Origin of the sequence: Enterobacter sp. EC_64 (assembly GCF_019584165.1) — a bacterium.
Lineage (GTDB): Bacteria > Pseudomonadota > Gammaproteobacteria > Enterobacterales > Enterobacteriaceae > Enterobacter > Enterobacter roggenkampii.
The window spans coordinates 15,319-32,527 of sequence record NZ_VDAS01000017.1 but is presented as its reverse complement, the minus strand read 5'-3'; the positions used below and the strand labels follow the sequence as shown (position 1 = coordinate 32,527).

The following is a 17,209-nucleotide window of genomic DNA, read 5'->3' as shown; positions in this document are numbered from 1 at the left end:
CACGTTGCACTGTTCTTTCCTCGGGTTATGTGGAGCAGTTATGCCTTATTTACTTGAAATGAAAAGCATCACCAAGCGCTTCGGCACGGTGAAAGCCGTCGACAACGTCAGTCTCCGGCTAAATCCCGGCGAAGTGGTTTCGCTGTGTGGCGAGAACGGTTCAGGCAAGTCAACGCTGATGAAAGTGCTGTGTGGGATCTACCCGCACGGCAGCTACGAAGGCGAAATCGTTTTTGCCGGCGAAGTGATCCAGGCAACTCACATTCGCGATACCGAACGCAAAGGTATCGCCATCATCCACCAGGAACTGGCGCTGGTGAAGCATCTCACCGTGCTGGAGAACATTTTCCTCGGAGCCGAAATCTCCCGCCACGGCGTGCTGGATTACGACACCATGACGCTCCGCTGTGAAAAGCTGCTGGCGCAGGTGAGCCTCCACATTTCACCGGATACCCGCGTGGGCGACCTGGGCCTGGGGCAACAGCAGCTGGTTGAAATCGCTAAAGCGCTCAATAAGCAGGTCAGGCTGCTGATCCTCGATGAGCCAACGGCCTCGCTCACCGAACAGGAAACCGCGGTTCTGCTCAATATCATCCGCGATCTGCAAAACCACGGCATCGCCTGTATCTACATTTCGCACAAGCTGAACGAGGTTAAAGCCATTTCGGACACCATCTGCGTGATCCGCGATGGGCAACACATCGGCACGCGTGAAGCCGCGGGCATGAGCGAAGATGACATCATCACCATGATGGTGGGGCGCGAGCTGACGGCGCTCTACCCGAATGAGCCTCACACCAAAGGTGATGAAGTGCTGCGCGTGGAAAACCTGACCGCGTGGCACCCCGTTAACCGCCACATCAAGCGCGTCAATAACGTCTCGTTTTCTCTGCACAGCGGCGAAATTCTCGGTATTGCCGGGTTAGTCGGTGCCGGGCGCACGGAGGCCGTACAGTGTCTGTTTGGCGTATGGCCGGGGCGCTGGGAGGGCACGATTTATATCGACGGCCAGCCGGTGAAAATCGACAACTGCCAGCAGGCGATTGCCCACGGCATTGCTATGGTGCCGGAAGACCGCAAAAAGGACGGCATCGTGCCGGTCATGGCAGTGGGGAAAAACATTACGCTTGCGGCACTCGATCGCTTCTCCGGCGCGCTGAGCAGCCTGGACGATGCCGCCGAGCAGCAGTGCATCCTCCAGTCGCTTGCCCGTCTGAAGGTCAAAACCTCCTCACCGGAACTGGCCATTGGCCGCCTGAGCGGCGGCAACCAGCAGAAGGCGATTCTGGCGCGCTGCCTGCTGCTCAATCCACGCATATTAATCCTTGATGAGCCGACGCGCGGGATTGATATCGGCGCCAAATATGAAATCTACAAACTGATTAATCAGCTTGTACAGCAAGGGATTGCCGTCATTGTTATTTCGTCTGAGTTACCCGAAGTGCTCGGCCTGAGCGACCGTGTGCTGGTTATGCACGAGGGAAAACTGAAAGCCAACCTGATTAACCAGAACCTGACGCAGGAGCAGGTGATGGAAGCCGCTTTAAGGAGCGAACGTCATGTCGAAAAGCAATCCGTCTGATATCAAAGTCGCCGTTCCGACGCCCGGTGCGTTCGCAGGGCTAAAAGCGCTGAACCTGCAGGTGTTCGTGATGATCGCGGCCATTATCGTCATCATGCTCTTCTTTACCTGGATGACGGATGGCTCGTACCTGAGCGCGCGTAACGTCTCCAACCTGCTCCGCCAGACCGCTATCACCGGCATTCTGGCCGTGGGCATGGTGTTCGTGATTATCTCCGCGGAAATCGATCTGTCGGTCGGTTCAATGATGGGGCTCCTCGGCGGCGTGGCGGCCATTTTTGACGTCTGGCTCGGCTGGCCGCTGCCGCTGACCGTGGCGGTCACGCTGGTGCTGGGTCTGGTTCTGGGGGCCTGGAACGGCTGGTGGGTAGCCTACCGTAAAGTGCCGTCGTTCATTGTCACCCTGGCGGGGATGCTGGCCTTCCGCGGGATCTTAATCGGCATCACCAACGGTACCACCGTCTCCCCGACCAGCGCGGCCATGTCGCAGATTGGTCAAAGCTATCTCCCGGATGGCGTGGGCTTTACCATCGGCGTGGCGGGGCTGCTGGCGTTTGTCGCGTGGCAGTGGCGTGGACGCATGCGCCGTCAGGCGCTGGGGCTGGCGTTGCCAGCATCAACCTCGGTGGTGGGACGTCAGGCGCTGACGGCGGTCATTGTGCTGGGCGCCATCTGGCTTCTGAATGACTATCGCGGTGTCCCGACCCCCGTCCTGCTGCTGGCGCTTTTACTGCTGGGCGGCATGTTTATGGCGACGCGCACCGCGTTTGGCCGCCGTATTTATGCCATCGGCGGCAACCTTGAGGCTGCCCGTTTGTCGGGGATTAACGTCGAACGCACCAAACTCGCGGTCTTCGCCATTAACGGCCTGATGGTCGCCATCGCCGGGCTGATCCTCAGCTCACGTCTGGGGGCGGGTTCACCCTCCGCGGGCAACATCGCCGAGCTGGATGCTATCGCCGCCTGCGTTATTGGCGGTACCAGCCTCGCAGGGGGTATCGGCAGCGTCGCGGGCGCGGTGATGGGGGCATTTATCATGGCGTCGTTGGATAACGGGATGAGTATGATGGACGTCCCGACGTTTTGGCAGTATATCGTCAAGGGAGCCATTCTTTTACTGGCAGTCTGGATGGACTCGGCCACCAAGCGACGGGCCTGATAACGGTATTGTGACTTAATTGGGAAGTGAGCCATGTTTGAAAAGCGTCACCGCATTACGTTGTTATTCAATGCCAACAAAGCCTATGACCGTCAGGTGGTAGAAGGCGTGGGTGAATATTTGCAGGCGTCGCAATCCGAATGGGATATTTTTATTGAAGAAGATTTCCGCACCCGTCTGGAGAACATTAAAGACTGGCTGGGCGATGGCGTCATCGCCGACTATGACGACCCCGTCATTGAACAGCTGCTGACCGACGTCGACGTGCCGATCGTGGGCGTCGGCGGCTCCTACCACTCGCCCGAACACTATCCGCCGGTTCACTATATTGCCACCGATAACCATGCCCTGGTCGAAGCCGCGTTTCTCCATTTAAAAGAGAAAGGCGTCCACCGCTTCGCGTTTTATGGTTTACCCGCCACCAGCGGCAAGCGCTGGGCCGTTGAGCGTGAACACGCATTTTGCCAGCTGGTCGCGCAGGAGAAGTATCGCGGCGTGGTCTATCAGGGGCTGGAAACCGCCCCGGAAAACTGGCAGCACGCGCAAAACCGTCTCGCTGACTGGCTGCAAACGCTGCCGCCGCAAACCGGGATTATTGCCGTAACGGACGCCCGCGCCCGCCACGTGCTGCAGGTCTGCGAACACTTACACATTCCGGTGCCCGAAAAGCTGTGCGTGATTGGCATTGATAACGAAGAGCTTACCCGCTATCTGTCCCGCGTGGCGCTCTCTTCCGTGGCTCAGGGCACGCGTCAAATGGGCTATCAGGCGGCGAAGCTGCTGCACCGCCTGCTGGATAAAGAATCTCTGCCGCTTCAGCGCCTGCTGGTGCCTCCTGTTCGCGTCGTGGAACGTCGCTCGACCGATTATCGCTCCTTAAGCGACCCGGCCGTCATTCAGGCCATGCACTATATTCGCAACCACGCCTGCAAAGGGATTAAGGTCGATCAGGTGCTGGATTCGGTAGGCATTTCGCGTTCGAATCTGGAGAAGCGTTTTAAAGAAGAGGTGGGCGAAACCATTCATGCCGTCATCCATGCCGAAAAGCTGGAGAAAGCACGCAGCCTGCTCATCTCCACGTCGCTGTCGATCAACGAAATCTCGCAGATGTGCGGTTACCCGTCGCTGCAATATTTCTACTCGGTGTTTCGCAAAGAGTATGACACCACGCCCAAAGAGTACCGGGATCGCCACAGCGAGGTGCTGATATAGAAAAGAAAACGCCTTCCAGTGGAAGGCGTTTTTTTGAGATTACATATGAGCGGCGATTAAGCGCTGGTTATCCTGGTACATGGCGAAGAGATAGTTGTTATAGCTCTGTCCCTTCGTCGAATACCCTTTCAGCTTGTGGATCATCGTACTGGCCGTCACTTCCTGGTCCGCTTTACGCAGCTGAGCGCGTGATTTACGGAACGATGAGTAGGCCGGGTGCGTGTTCAGATTCACCACATAAGCGTTCACGGAATCCTTCACGGATTCAAACTGCGAATAGCCTTTCACCTTGCCAGGCGCATTCGTACAACGGCCTTTCACGCATTTCATGCCGAAAAGGTTGTTGTTGTTACGCGCAAGCTTAGACGTTCCCCAGCCGCTTTCGGCTGCAGCCATGGTCGCAACCATGCTGCCCGGGATGATATCCACACGCTCAAGGAGAGCATTCCACGGCACACGACGCGTGTTACCGTTCCAGCTCAGCTTATAGCGCTTCGTGATATCTTTCAGACGCGCGCGCTCGGATGGCGACCAGCGGCTATCGTACTGTTTGGAAATCAGCCAGTTACGATCCGCAGTAATCGCGGCATTTTGACTCGTGATGTAAGGCATTACCGTCCGGAGAAACGCTTTTTTCCTTGGTGTTCCGGAAGGGTATTTTCGCAAATCAGGAAGTGAACTACTCTTTGCACTATTGCGAGAATACTCTTGTTTACTGCTAACCTTACTACTTGTCGTCTTTATTACGTGGGCTTTCTTACTCGTTGTATCCGTGTGCGTCTTCGCAAGCACCCCACCCGAAAATGCCGTGGTGAGTAACATGAGTATCGCAGCCCCATATCGTCGAATGGGAGTCGATATCATTAGGTCTCCTGGTCGGATGTAATCATCCCAACACCTTATTTTTTTCACAAATTTGAGAGCGGAATCTCAAATCATATCAAAAATAGACTTCAAGAGCACGTATAGAAATAGTCCAATTCCGAAACTATGTCACCTGAAACTTGCTCATAAAAACATCATTTCCGGAAAAATGTGTGCGTTATCGCAGATAACTGCCTAATTTTGCGCAAGATCACTCATCCTCACGCATCCTCCTGGCAGAAAGCGACAGGGGATGAGTTTTTCCCGCCCGCCTGCTGGCATGCTGGTCAAAAAATCCGCGACAGGAACCAGGAATGAAACGCACCGCAATAGCCTTTCTGATGTTACCCGCACTGGCGCATGCCGACTGGTCATCGCCGGGGTTTGGCGCATTTCGCGCCGAGGGCACCGGGATTTTCACCAGCCAGGCAAAGCTTGCGAAGGGTACGCGTCCTCTTACGCTCAGTTTTGACAAGACGTGCTGGCAGCCCACAGGCGCGATAAAACTCAATGAGATGCTGTCGCTCAAGCCCTGTGACGGTACACCGCCGCAGTGGCGCCTTTTCCGCGACGGTGAATACCAGATGCGGATTGATACCCGCTCCGGCACGCCCACCCTGCTGCTGGCGGTTCAGAGCGCGACAGAACAGCCGGTGGCCAACGTTATCCGCCAGTGCCCGAAGTGGGACGGTAAACCGCTGACGCTGGACGTCAGCCATACCTTCCCGGAAGGCTCCGTCGTGCGCGATTTCTACAGTAAACAGACGGTGACCGTACAAGGTGGAAAAATCACCCTGCAGCCAGCCGCCAACAGTAACGGCCTGCTGCTGCTTGAGCGCGCCGAAACCGACAAGCCTGCGCCGTTTAGCTGGCAAAACGCCACCGTCTATTTTGTACTGACTGACCGCTATGTGAATGGTGATCCGAGCAACGACAACAGCTATGGCCGCCACAAAGACGGCATGCAGGAGATTGGTACATTCCACGGCGGGGATCTCAAGGGACTGACCAGCAAACTCGATTACCTGCAGCAGCTGGGGGTGAATGCGCTCTGGATAAGCTCCCCGCTTGAGCAGATCCACGGCTGGGTAGGCGGCGGCACCAAAGGTGATTTCCCGCATTATGCCTACCACGGCTACTACACCCAGGACTGGACAACGCTCGACGCCAACATGGGCACCGGGGATGACCTGCGTCAGCTTGTTGATGAAGCGCATAAGCGCGGCATTCGCATCCTGTTTGATATCGTCATGAACCACACGGGCTACGCGACGCTTGCGGACATGCAGGCGTATCAGTTCGGCGCCCTGTACCTGCAGGGTGATGAGCTGAAAAAGACGCTGGGAGACCACTGGACGGACTGGAAGCCTGGCGCAGGCCAGACCTGGCATAGCTTCAATGACTACATCAACTTCAGCGACAAAGCCGCATGGGAAAAATGGTGGGGTAAAAAGTGGATCCGCACCGACATCGGTGATTACGACAACCCCGGCTTCGACGATTTAACGATGTCGCTGGCGTTCCTGCCCGACCTGAAAACGGAATCCACCGCCCCTTCCGGGCTACCCAATTTCTACCAACACAAACCCGATACCCACGCGAAAGCCATTCCGGGCTATACCCCGCGCGATTACCTGACCCACTGGCTCAGCCAGTGGGTACGTGACTACGGCATCGACGGTTTCCGCGTGGATACCGCGAAGCACGTTGAGCTTGCGGCCTGGCAGCAGCTGAAAGACCAGGCAAGCCAGGCGCTGGCCGCCTGGAAAGGCGCTCACCCGGACAAAAAGCTCGACAACGCACCGTTCTGGATGACCGGCGAATCCTGGGGTCACGGAGTGATGCAGAGCGATTATTACCGCCACGGCTTCGACGCGATGATCAACTTTGATTATCAGGAGCAGGCGGCGAAAGCGGTAAATTGCCTGGCCGATATGGATCTCACCTGGCAGCAGATGGCGGAGAAGCTGCAAAGCTTCAATGTGCTGAGCTACCTCTCATCACACGATACGCGTCTGTTCCGCGAAGGGGGCCAGCGCGCGGCAGAGCTGCTCCTGCTGGCACCGGGCAGCGTGCAAATCTATTACGGGGATGAGTCCGAGCGTCCGTTCGGGCCGACAGGCTCCGACCCGCTGCAGGGCACCCGCTCGGATATGAACTGGCAGGACGTCACGGGCAAGCAAGCCTTAACCGTCGCCCACTGGCAAACGCTGGGTCAGTTCCGCGCCCGCCACCCGGCGATTGGTAAAGGCAAGCAAACCACGCTGTCGCTGAAAGAGGGGTATGGATTCGTACGTGAACATGATGGCGATAAGGTGATGGTCGTCTGGGCGGGTAATCAGTAGATCATACCCCTCACCCTAACCCTCTCCCCATGGGGAGAGGGGAGAAGCTCCAGAACTATTCACTACACAAATCCACTCCCGCCCTATAAAACCACAAATCCGACCACACCACCCGATTTGCACCAACACGGTGCTAGCGTTATGGTTACCCACTTTCAAAATAAGCTCGACAGATCACCTGCTATGACGTTTTCACTTTTCGGCGACAAATTTACCCGCCATTCAGGCATTACTCGCCTGATGGAGGACCTCAACGACGGGCTGCGCACACCGGGCGCAATCATGCTCGGCGGCGGAAACCCGGCTCAAATCCCGGAGATGAATACCTATTTCCAGACCCTGCTCGCTCAGATGCTGGAAAGCGGCAAAGCAACCGATGCGCTTTGCAATTACGACGGCCCGCAGGGGAAAACCGAGCTGCTGGCACTCCTCGCCGAAATGCTGCGTGACGAGCTGGGCTGGGATATCGAACCACAGAATATTGCACTGACAAACGGCAGCCAGAGCGCGTTTTTCTACTTGTTTAACCTGTTCGCAGGACGTCGCGCAGACGGCACCACCAAAAAAGTGCTGTTCCCGCTGGCGCCGGAGTATATCGGCTATGCCGATTCCGGCCTGGAAGAGGATCTGTTCGTCTCTGCGCGCCCGAACATCGAGCTGCTGCCGGAAGGCCAGTTCAAATATCACGTCGATTTTGAACACCTGCATATTGGCGAAGAGACGGGCATGATCTGCGTATCGCGCCCGACTAACCCAACGGGCAACGTGATCACCGATGACGAACTGATGAAGCTTGATGCGCTGGCCAATCAGCACGGTATTCCGCTGGTGATCGATAACGCCTACGGCGTGCCGTTCCCGGGCATCATCTTCAGCGAAGCACGTCCGCTGTGGAACCCGAACATTGTCCTGTGCATGAGCCTCTCTAAGCTGGGTCTGCCGGGCAGCCGCTGCGGCATCATCATTGCCAATGAGAAAATCATCACCGCCATCACCAATATGAACGGCATTATCAGCCTTTCACCGGGCGGCATTGGCCCGGCGATGATGTGCGAGATGATCAAACGCAAGGACCTGCTGCGTCTGTCGAATGACGTTATCAAGCCGTTCTACTACCAGCGCGTTCAGGAGACGATCGCGACGCTTCGTCGCTATTTGCCGGAAGAACGCTGCCTTATCCACAAACCGGAAGGGGCCATTTTCCTGTGGCTGTGGTTTAAGGATTTACCTATCACCACCGAACTGCTTTACCAGCGCCTGAAAAAGCGCGGCGTACTGATGGTGCCGGGCGATTATTTCTTCCCCGGTCTGGATAAGCCATGGCCGCATACCCATCAGTGCATGCGCATGAACTACGTCCCCGACCCGGAAAAAATCGAAGCGGGTGTTAAAATTCTCGCCGAAGAGATCGAAAAAGCCTGGCAAGAAGGCAATTGTTAAAAAATAAGGCTCTTCAAATGAAGAGCCTTATTTTTCCGTGATCTGAATCTTATATTAAGGATATATCCTGTAGCGCTTCATTTATCATTCCCATTGAGTTTTCTTAGGAATATTCCTTTAATTTAGGCTCGCTAACTACCCTCTCAATAATTAAGTAAAAATTAAATTTGCTAACTTATTGTTATTTTAAATAACCCTCTTCAACGCAGCAAAATACCTTCCTGAGTCGCTTTCATGCATATTTAAAAATACTGCATATACTCACTAATACGCCGCTCGGCGTTCTTTTGCGTGGAGTATTCATATGCTACCTAATAATGTTAGTCGCATCAGCGCTATTGCTGTTGCGGTACTGCTCGCGTTCTCTCTTTCTGCCTGTAGTGGAAGCGGTGGCGGATCTCACTCAACGGCCAAAAATAACCCTGCGACGGGAAGCAGCAGCGGCTCAGATGATGGAAGTGGCACAACCGCGAGCAATGGCGGTTCGGGCAGCAACGGATCGGGCACCGGAACGGGTTCAGGTACCGGGACAGGCGCTGGCGGCGGAACGGGTTCTGGTTCAGGGTCGGGATCAGGTTCAGGTTCAGGCTCAGGCTCAGGCTCAGGCTCAGGCTCAGGAGGCAGTGGAGGAACCACTACCGCAGGCGTAAATACGATACTGGGTGATGCCGGTAAAACCGTGACCAGCGTCGGATCCACTGTGGATAGCCTCGGAAGCCAGCTTCCGACAAATAATCCCGTCACGTCAACCGTCTCAACCACCGTCAGCGGTGTTGGCAGTGCCGTGTCCACCGTGGGGACAGGCGTCACGACTGGCGTTGGCGATCCAAACAACCCGAACGGTGTGGGTACCACGGTTAAAGGCGTGACCACGTCGGTCACCTCCCTCGGCAATACCGTTTCAACGGTAGGCACGGGCCTGGCGAGTTCCACTTCCGGAACCCCGGTCAGCGGCGTAACCGGCCTGACGGGCAGCGTGGTAAACAGCACCGGGCAACTGGTCAGTAACACCGGCACGGGTCTCACCAACACGGTAAGCAGCCCTGCTGTCACTCAGGTAACAACCGATACCACGACCCTGGCTAACAAGACGCTGGGCGGAGTACAAGGCGTGACGCAAACCGTAGGCACCACAACGGGTCTCGGCACACCGGTTAACGGTCTGCTGACTCAGGTGGGTGGCACCGTCAGCGGCGTGGGGACCAACATTAGCAGCAGCAATAGCGGGCTTAGCGGTGTCGGTCAGGTCGTTCAAAATGTCGGCCAGACGGTCACGGATAGCGGTACGCTAGTGAAACCCACATCAACCACCGGAGGCAGCGGCACAGGATCTCTGACGGCCGATGCCAATGTGACAGCCACAAACAATAGCCTGAGCACAACGGTCAATACCACCCTCAATACGCTGACTGCGGGTGTAACGGCCAATGCAGGCACAACCCAAAACACATCTACGACAAACCCGATTAACGGGCTCAACACGTTAACCTCGAGCCTACTGACGCCAAAACAGTAATCCTTTTACTGCCTGTCTGCGCCCCTGGTTCAGGGGCGCTTTATTCAGCGACATTTACCCCAACCGGGGATGACGAACAGGGATAGCGCGATGAAACACCACTTCCTTTTTTCGCTGACGGGGCTGGTTGTGCTGAGCATGGCCCGCGCCGATACTCTGCCCTCTATTATTAACCCCGATAACCCGGCGCAAGTTTCTCGTAACGTTGCCCCCGAACAGACTGAGGCCGCGCCACAGCCGAACGTCAAAATAGAAAAACCGAAGTCAACGCTGACGCCTGAAACGCCTATTACCATTCATCACATTCAGTTTATTGGCGGCACGCGTTATCCCTTGAAGGAATTACTTCAGCCCTTCAGGCCTTACGCTGGAAAAACCGTGCCGCTAAAAACGCTTACGGGGCTGGTAAACGATATTACGGAACGCTATAAGGCCGACGGTTTTCCACTCTCTTATGCCTGGCTGCCCGATAATAATTTCCAGCAGGGCAATATTAAAATTGTTCTGGTTGAAGGCTATGTCGCTCATAGCGACATCACCAGTAATAACCCGCACATCGCCGAACGTCTTAAACGTTTGTCCGAAAAAATCATGGCGGAAAAACCGCTGTCTCAGGATACGTTCGATCGCTACAGCCAGCTGATGACGCGCACCCCGAACGTTCCGGTTACGGCTAACGCGCAGCTGCCAACCAATATCTATGGCGCGGCGGCGATGCAAATCACCGGCAACCAGGAGCGGAGCTGGAATATCGCGTCGACGATTGATACCCGTAAAGGGCAAGATTTAATGATGCTGAACGGCACGCTCAGCAACATGACAAGCTATGGCGATCAGCTTGGCGTGGCCACGCTTGTACCGTTAGATAGCAACACGCGAAAAAATTATGTCGGCCTGAACTGGCAGCAGTTTTTAAACGATGAAGGGCTGACCATGCAGCTAAAAGGCAGCTATTACCGTGAAGATCCGCGAGATTTTTCGCCCCTGCTCTCTTTGCCGAATAATATCAGCGTCGATTCGAAGCAAAAAACAACGCAATACAACGGCGGCGTGACGTTTGGCTACCCCCTACTGCTGACGCAAAAATCACAAATTAATCTGACCAGCGGTTTTGATTACACCGACCGCCAGGATGATTATGCCCTGCAGGCCAGACTGCTGGGCAAAACCTATAGCCTGGACTCCGTCAACCAGCACGCGCGTTATCCCGCGCTGGAAGTGGGCATCAACGGTGCACATCAGTTCACAACCGCCAGCATCAGCGGCCGACTCAACGTGCGTCAGGGTATTGATGCGATGGGAGCCGATATCGTCTCGGCCCCCAGGCCCGATATTAATTTTACGCTCACGAAAAGCTATCTGGACGCAGCCTGGCTGTTTGCCGACAAGTGGCGGCTATCAACGTCCTGGGAGGGGGACTGGTCAAATAACACGTTGCCAGAACCCGAACGCGTTAGCTTCGGTGCCCAGCGGTTTGGCCGTGGATACCAGGACAGTGAAGCAAGCGGTGATTACGGCTATGGCGGGCAGGTAGAACTGCGCTATATCCAGATGCGAAAAGAGAGCACATGGCTTGCCACAATCCAGCCCTACATCCTGGCCGATACCGCGCAAACCTGGTTTAACACCTCCGGCTTGCCTCATCAGCGGCTCGGGTCAGTGGCGGCTGGCGTGATGGTAGGCGATACCCGCCACTATAGCATCACGGTTGAGGCGGCAAGACCCGTCGGGGATGTTCCGACAGACAGTCGCAACAGAGACTGGCGCTACAGTCTGACGTTTACGTGGAATTTCAATAAAATGCAGTAAGCCTTTCAGCCCGAATACTGGCAGGATCAACGCAGCGCAGCGCGTGGGTTGGACAGGCCTCCACGCAGGCCGGTCCGCCTTCGCGCTGCACACATAAATCACATTTCAGCGCTTGTGGCCTGTTTCCCACCAGCCGTACCTGCATCGCCCCAAACGGACAGGCAACCATACAGCTCTTGCAGCCAATACAGCGCGTCTGCTCAACAAGCCAGGCGCCTGCCGTAAGGCTGATGGCATGGGTTGGGCAGACATTGGCACAGGGGGCGTCCTCGCACTGATGGCAACCCACCGCCGTAGTGTAGGCGTCCCCCTTCACCACCCACAGGCGAGAGGTAAAAGCCTCTGCGGTGAAGTCATCCTGATGCGCGACCGCACAGGCCACTTCACAGGTGCGGCACCCGATGCATTTTTCCGCATCCGCCATGATAAATCGGTTCATCTGTTACGCCTCGCGTACGTTAAAACCCAGCTCTTTTGAGATAGCCTCTGCCGTTTCGCGCAGCGGCTTGAGCAGGTTCTTCTCGCCCACCTGCTTCATGCGCGACGTCGATAGCGAGATAGAGATCGCATACGGAACGCGGCCGTGAATATCAAACACCGGCACGGCAATACAGGAGACGCCCAGCTCGTTCTCTTCTTTGTCCATCGCCATGCTGCGATCGCGAATTTCCGCCAGTTCATCATACATGGCGCTCAGTTCAGTGATGGTGTTGCGCGTCAAAGGTTGGATCTGTTCCTGATGGCTTTCCCAGTAGCTTGCCACGTAATCCTGATGGCCAAACGCCATGTAAATCTTGCCCATCGCAGAGCAGTACAGCGGCATATGCTGGCCGATATAGGCGCGCGTGCGCAGCATACCGGTTGTCGGTTCGAGCTTATAAATCAGGATGGCGTGGTCGTCTTCCCGGCTGGAGAAGTTCACCGTCTCGCCGGTCGCAATGTTCAGCGCTTCGAGGTGCGGAGCGGCCACATGAATGATATTCAGCGACGACAGCGCCTTTTGCCCGACGGCGATAAATTTGGTTGTCAGGCGATAGCTGCCCGCGGCGGGTGCCGGGGTCACGTACCCGCACGACTGTAGCCCCTGCAGCAAGCGGTGCACGGTGCTCTTATTCAGCCCCGCCAGTTCCGATAAATGTGCAAGCGGACACCCGTTCGGATAGTTGCTGAGGATCTCAATCAGCATCAGGCCGCGAAACAAGCTCTGGCTGCCTGCTGGCCTCTCTTTTTCTTGCGTCATTTCGCTCTCTTTCATGCTCATTACATGGCTCCTGTTTAGCGCGCCCTGATGGTAGCGCAAAGTGTGGGTCAGTTCACGATCTCAACAGAAAAAACACAACCAATTGATTTTAATCGATTTTGAAAAACATGAATGTCGTTGATCTGACAAAATTTGATCGCTATATTTGAAATCAGATTTCGCATAGTGGAATTTAGCGATAAAAAAGCACTCACACTTGCCCTTAAAAGAACAGGAGAACAGGGATGAAAGTGACCTTCGAAGAGTTGAAAGCGGCGTTCAATCGGGTTCTGCTCGACCGCGGCGTGAAAGCGGAAACCGCAGACGCCTGCGCCGAGATGTTTGCCCGCACCACGGAATCCGGCGTCTATTCTCATGGTGTAAACCGTTTCCCGCGTTTTATTCAGCAGCTTGATGCAGGGGATATCATTCCTGACGCCCAGCCCAAACGGGTGATGACATTAGGCGCCATCGAACAGTGGGATGCGCAGCGCTCCATTGGCAACCTGACGGCGAAGAAGATGATGGATCGCGCCACCGAGCTGGCGTCCGATCACGGCATTGGTCTGGTGGCACTGCGTAACGCGAACCACTGGATGCGCGGCGGCAGCTACGGCTGGCAGGCGGCGGAGAAGGGCTATATCGGCATTTGCTGGACCAACTCGATTGCCGTGATGCCCGCGTGGGGATCAAAAGAGTGCTGCATCGGCACAAACCCGCTGATCGTTGCCATTCCGTCGAACCCGATCACCATGGTCGACATGTCGATGTCGATGTTCTCCTACGGCATGCTGGAGGTGAACCGCCTGGCCGGGCGCGCGTTGCCGGTAGATGGCGGCTTTGACGACGAAGGTCACCTCACCAGAGAGCCGGGCGTGATCGAGAAAAACCGCCGTATTCTGCCCATGGGCTACTGGAAAGGGTCCGGCTTATCCATCGTGCTCGATATGATCGCCACCCTGCTCTCAAACGGATCTTCCGTCGCGGAAGTGACCCAGGACAACAGCGACGAGTACGGCGTATCGCAGATCTTCATCGCCATTGAGGTGGATCGCCTGATCGATGGCCCAACCCGCGATGCCAAACTGCAGCGCATTATGGACTTCATCACCACCGCCGAACGCGCGGATGAAAATGTCGCCATCCGTCTGCCAGGGCATGAATTTACCCGTTTGCTTGAAGAGAACCGCCGCAACGGCATCACGGTTGACGACAGCGTGTGGGCGAAAATCCAGTCTCTGTAAGGAGTGGGCCATGATATTCGGACATATTTCCCAGCCAAATCCGTGTCGCCTGCCGCGGGCGATTGAAAAAGCCCTTCATTTTCTGCGCACGAAGGATTTCACCACCCTGGAGCCAGGCGTAGTAGAAATTGAAGGTCGCAACATTTTTGCCCAGGTTCTCGACCTGACAACAAAGGATCTGCACGAGAATCGCCCGGAAGTGCATCGCCGCTATCTGGATATCCAATTCCTGGCCTGGGGTGAAGAGAAAATCGGTATCGCGATTGATACCGGTAATAACGAAATAAGCGAATCATTGCTGGAACAGCGCGATATTATTTTTTATCACAACAGTGAAAATGAGTCGTTTATCGAAATGATACCCGGCAGCTATGCCATATTTTTTCCGCAGGATGTGCACCGTCCTGCCTGTATTAAAAACAAGGAAACCACAATTCGTAAGATTGTGGTGAAAGTGGCAATCAGCGAATTAGATTAATTTTCTGATAAATACAGGAACGCGAAATGACCAACACCGGTTTTATTATTGGTGCGTACCCCTGCGCACCCTCGTTTCACCAGAAAGGGGAACAAGAAGAACAAACCTTCTGGCGGGAACTTTCCGACACGCCGAATATTCGCGGGCTGGAACAGCCTTGCCTTGAAAATCTTCACCCCCTTGGTGACGAATGGCTGTTCCGCCATACCCCGGGGGACTGGCAAATCGTGGTCACGGCAGTTATGGAAACCATGCGGCGCCGCGGCATCAACGGCGCGTTTGGCCTGGCCTCGGCTGACGACGCGCAGCGTAAAGCGTGCGTGGACTTTTACCGACATTTGCACAAAAAAATTAACGCCGTGAATACCCGCTTCCCGGGGAAAGTGATTGCTCTTGAGATGCAGGCGGCCCCGCAGGCGGGCAATGCCTCGGTCGAACAAGCCACCGACGCGTTTTCCCGCTCCGTCCGTGAAATAACAAGCTGGGACTGGGGCTGCGACCTGGTGCTGGAACACTGCGATGCCATGACCGGCGTCGCACCCCGTAAAGGCTTCCTGCCCTTAGAGCAGGTGCTGGAGGTGGTGAAAGACACGGATATCAGCGTCTGCATCAACTGGGCGCGGTCGGCCATCGAAGGCCGTAACACCACCCTTCCGCTTGACCACGTTCAGGCCGCGCTTAATGCCGGGAAACTGGGGGCCTTGATGTTCTCGGGTACGACCACCAGCGGCGAGTACGGTGAATGGCAGGATCTGCACGCGCCATTTTCTTCCTTCTGTGCCGACAGTTTGATGTCCACTGAACGTGCAAAAGCACTCTTTACTGCGGCGAGCGCCGCAACGTTGAAATTCTCCGGTATTAAATTACTGGAAATAAATGCTAATGCTGATGTCAGCCATCGCATCGCCATTTTGCGCGACGGTATCAGCGCAATGAATAAAGCAACACAATAACAATAAGAAAAGTTTATTCCGGTTACCTACTGAGAGATTAACTATGAATATTTCTACTCATGCTCTACATGCGGACATTCCGCGCCAGCGCTGGCTAAGAATCATTCCTCCTATTCTTATCGCCTGTATTATTTCATATATGGACCGCGTGAATATCGCGTTTGCAATGCCGGGAGGTATGGACGAAGAATTAGGTATTACCGCCACCATGGCAGGCCTCGCGGGCGGCATATTTTTTATCGGCTATCTGTTCCTGCAGGTACCCGGCGGCAAGATTGCGGTGCACGGTAGCGGCAAGAAATTTATCGGCTGGTCACTGGTCGCCTGGGCGGTGATCTCGGTGCTCACGGGTCTCGTGACGAATCAGTACCAGCTGCTGGTGCTGCGCTTCTTACTCGGCGTGGCGGAAGGCGGGATGCTACCCGTTGTGCTCACCATGATCAGCAACTGGTTCCCGGATGCCGAACGCGGTCGCGCCAACGCAATTGTGATCATGTTCGTACCCATCGCCGGGATAATCACCGCCCCGCTGTCGGGCTGGATTATTACCGCACTTGACTGGCGCTGGCTGTTCATCATTGAAGGTCTGATGTCCGTCGTTGTGCTGGTGCTGTGGGCGTTCACCGTGTACGACCGTCCGCAGGAAGCCCGCTGGATCTCAGCGGCCGAGAAAAACTATCTGGTACAAACGCTGGCGGCTGAACAGCAGGCCATCGCCGGAAAAGAGGTGAAAAATGCCTCGCTCAGCGCGGTGCTGTCTGACAAAACCATGTGGCAGCTGATCGCCCTGAATTTCTTCTATCAGACCGGGATTTACGGTTACACCCTCTGGTTGCCGACCATTCTGAAGGAGCTGACGCACACCAGCATTGGTCAGGTGGGGATGCTCGCCATCCTGCCCTACATCGGCGCCATTGCGGGCATGTTCCTGTTCTCCTCGCTTTCTGACCGCACCGGCAAGCGCAAGCTGTTTGTCTCCCTGCCGTTGATTGGCTTCGCGCTCTGCATGTTCCTCTCCGTTGCCCTGAAAGCAAACATCTGGCTGGCCTATGCCGCACTGGTGGGCTGTGGTTTCTTCCTGCAATCCGCCGCGGGGGTGTTCTGGACGATACCGGCAAGACTGTTTAGCGCCGAAATGGCAGGTGGCGCGCGCGGCGTGATCAACGCCCTGGGTAACCTCGGTGGCTTCTGCGGCCCGTATGCCGTTGGCGTGCTGATCACCCTGTACAGCAAAGATGCAGGCGTCTACTGCCTGGCCGTTTCACTCGCGCTGGCGTCGCTGCTGGCCCTGCTGTTGCCGGCGAAATGCGATGCCGGGGCAGAGCCCAATCCCACGGTAAATCCCCATAAGCGTGCGGCCTGATGCC

General features: G+C 55.7%; 15 protein-coding genes. 12 read left to right on the top strand and 3 right to left on the bottom strand.

Annotation, left to right across the window (positions count from 1 at the left end; genetic code table 11):
- Positions 1-40: 40 nt before the first annotated feature.
- Genes FHC52_RS14795 through xylR form a run of 3 tightly spaced genes read left to right on the top strand, consistent with a single transcriptional unit; the run spans position 41 to position 3,953 of the window.
- Complete coding sequence (locus FHC52_RS14795; protein ID WP_008502745.1) at positions 41-1,582, top strand: xylose ABC transporter ATP-binding protein; 1,542 nt, start codon at positions 41-43, stop codon at positions 1,580-1,582.
- On the top strand, positions 1,560-2,741 hold the full coding sequence (xylH, locus tag FHC52_RS14790) for a xylose ABC transporter permease XylH (protein ID WP_220420128.1): 1,182 nt from the start codon (positions 1,560-1,562) through the stop codon (positions 2,739-2,741). The genes FHC52_RS14795 and xylH overlap by 23 nt, the downstream gene beginning before the upstream one ends.
- 33 nt (positions 2,742-2,774) lie before the next feature.
- Positions 2,775-3,953: a D-xylose utilization transcriptional activator XylR gene (xylR, locus tag FHC52_RS14785; protein ID WP_021242460.1), complete on the top strand. Its 1,179-nt coding sequence runs from the start codon at positions 2,775-2,777 to the stop codon at positions 3,951-3,953.
- Between the two features lie 39 nt (positions 3,954-3,992).
- Here the strand turns inward: xylR and FHC52_RS14780 are convergent, their stop codons facing one another.
- Complete coding sequence (locus FHC52_RS14780) at positions 3,993-4,817, bottom strand: protein bax (protein ID WP_021242459.1); 825 nt, start codon at positions 4,815-4,817, stop codon at positions 3,993-3,995.
- A 314-nt stretch (positions 4,818-5,131) separates the two neighbouring features.
- On the opposite strand from FHC52_RS14780, the gene FHC52_RS14775 reads away from it, so the two are divergent.
- From FHC52_RS14775 to FHC52_RS14755, 5 genes are all read left to right on the top strand, one after another.
- Positions 5,132-7,162 carry an alpha-amylase gene (locus tag FHC52_RS14775; protein WP_126288152.1) on the top strand — a complete coding sequence of 677 codons (2,031 nt, stop codon included), beginning with the start codon at positions 5,132-5,134 and terminating at the stop codon, positions 7,160-7,162.
- A 183-nt stretch (positions 7,163-7,345) separates the two neighbouring features.
- Positions 7,346-8,602 carry a valine--pyruvate transaminase gene (avtA, locus tag FHC52_RS14770; RefSeq protein ID WP_008502740.1) on the top strand — a complete coding sequence of 419 codons (1,257 nt, stop codon included), beginning with the start codon at positions 7,346-7,348 and terminating at the stop codon, positions 8,600-8,602.
- Positions 8,603-8,919: 317 nt separating this feature from the next.
- Positions 8,920-9,252, top strand: a complete 333-nt coding sequence (locus FHC52_RS14765; protein WP_161958637.1) for a hypothetical protein — start codon at positions 8,920-8,922, stop codon at positions 9,250-9,252.
- A 29-nt stretch (positions 9,253-9,281) separates the two neighbouring features.
- A complete protein-coding gene (locus tag FHC52_RS14760; RefSeq protein WP_223861891.1) occupies positions 9,282-10,118 on the top strand; it encodes a collagen-like triple helix repeat-containing protein in 837 nt (278 codons plus the stop codon).
- Positions 10,119-10,208: 90 nt separating this feature from the next.
- Positions 10,209-11,927 (top strand): ShlB/FhaC/HecB family hemolysin secretion/activation protein, encoded by a 1,719-nt coding sequence (locus FHC52_RS14755; RefSeq protein WP_126288154.1) that lies wholly within the window; start codon positions 10,209-10,211, stop codon positions 11,925-11,927.
- Here FHC52_RS14755 and FHC52_RS14750 read toward each other — a convergent pair.
- Both FHC52_RS14750 and yiaJ read right to left on the bottom strand, forming a co-directional pair.
- A complete protein-coding gene (locus tag FHC52_RS14750) occupies positions 11,911-12,366 on the bottom strand; it encodes a 4Fe-4S dicluster domain-containing protein (RefSeq protein WP_044597353.1) in 456 nt (151 codons plus the stop codon). The genes FHC52_RS14755 and FHC52_RS14750 overlap by 17 nt on opposite strands.
- A gap of 3 nt (positions 12,367-12,369) precedes the next feature.
- Positions 12,370-13,188 (bottom strand): IclR family transcriptional regulator YiaJ, encoded by an 819-nt coding sequence (yiaJ, locus tag FHC52_RS14745; protein ID WP_021242452.1) that lies wholly within the window; start codon positions 13,186-13,188, stop codon positions 12,370-12,372.
- Positions 13,189-13,412: 224 nt separating this feature from the next.
- Here yiaJ and yiaK point away from each other — a divergent pair, with 224 nt between their 5' ends.
- From yiaK to FHC52_RS14725, 4 genes are read left to right on the top strand one after another with little or no spacing between them, the layout of a single operon-like run.
- A complete protein-coding gene (gene yiaK, locus FHC52_RS14740) occupies positions 13,413-14,411 on the top strand; it encodes a 3-dehydro-L-gulonate 2-dehydrogenase (protein ID WP_021242451.1) in 999 nt (332 codons plus the stop codon).
- A 10-nt stretch (positions 14,412-14,421) separates the two neighbouring features.
- Positions 14,422-14,889, top strand: a complete 468-nt coding sequence (locus FHC52_RS14735) for a YhcH/YjgK/YiaL family protein (protein WP_126288156.1) — start codon at positions 14,422-14,424, stop codon at positions 14,887-14,889.
- Between the two features lie 26 nt (positions 14,890-14,915).
- Positions 14,916-15,842: a DUF4862 family protein gene (locus tag FHC52_RS14730; RefSeq protein ID WP_023294827.1), complete on the top strand. Its 927-nt coding sequence runs from the start codon at positions 14,916-14,918 to the stop codon at positions 15,840-15,842.
- Positions 15,843-15,885: 43 nt separating this feature from the next.
- Positions 15,886-17,205: an MFS transporter gene (locus FHC52_RS14725; RefSeq protein WP_021242448.1), complete on the top strand. Its 1,320-nt coding sequence runs from the start codon at positions 15,886-15,888 to the stop codon at positions 17,203-17,205.
- Positions 17,206-17,209: the final 4 nt, after the last annotated feature.

Bases quoted from the DNA above. Each gene is read 5' to 3' on its own strand.
- FHC52_RS14725 (WP_021242448.1), top strand. From the start codon at position 15,886: ATGAATATTTCTACTCATGCTCTACATGCGGACATTCCGCGCCAGCGC.
- FHC52_RS14795 (WP_008502745.1), top strand. From the start codon at position 41: ATGCCTTATTTACTTGAAATGAAAAGCATCACCAAGCGCTTCGGCACG.
- FHC52_RS14755 (WP_126288154.1), top strand. From the start codon at position 10,209: ATGAAACACCACTTCCTTTTTTCGCTGACGGGGCTGGTTGTGCTGAGC.
- xylR (WP_021242460.1), top strand. From the start codon at position 2,775: ATGTTTGAAAAGCGTCACCGCATTACGTTGTTATTCAATGCCAACAAA.
- yiaK (WP_021242451.1), top strand. From the start codon at position 13,413: ATGAAAGTGACCTTCGAAGAGTTGAAAGCGGCGTTCAATCGGGTTCTG.
- FHC52_RS14775 (WP_126288152.1), top strand. From the start codon at position 5,132: ATGAAACGCACCGCAATAGCCTTTCTGATGTTACCCGCACTGGCGCAT.
- xylH (WP_220420128.1), top strand. From the start codon at position 1,560: ATGTCGAAAAGCAATCCGTCTGATATCAAAGTCGCCGTTCCGACGCCC.
- FHC52_RS14765 (WP_161958637.1), top strand. From the start codon at position 8,920: ATGTTAGTCGCATCAGCGCTATTGCTGTTGCGGTACTGCTCGCGTTCT.
- FHC52_RS14730 (WP_023294827.1), top strand. From the start codon at position 14,916: ATGACCAACACCGGTTTTATTATTGGTGCGTACCCCTGCGCACCCTCG.
- FHC52_RS14780 (WP_021242459.1), bottom strand. From the start codon at position 4,817: ATGATATCGACTCCCATTCGACGATATGGGGCTGCGATACTCATGTTA.
- avtA (WP_008502740.1), top strand. From the start codon at position 7,346: ATGACGTTTTCACTTTTCGGCGACAAATTTACCCGCCATTCAGGCATT.
- FHC52_RS14735 (WP_126288156.1), top strand. From the start codon at position 14,422: ATGATATTCGGACATATTTCCCAGCCAAATCCGTGTCGCCTGCCGCGG.
- yiaJ (WP_021242452.1), bottom strand. From the start codon at position 13,188: ATGAGCATGAAAGAGAGCGAAATGACGCAAGAAAAAGAGAGGCCAGCA.
- FHC52_RS14750 (WP_044597353.1), bottom strand. From the start codon at position 12,366: ATGAACCGATTTATCATGGCGGATGCGGAAAAATGCATCGGGTGCCGC.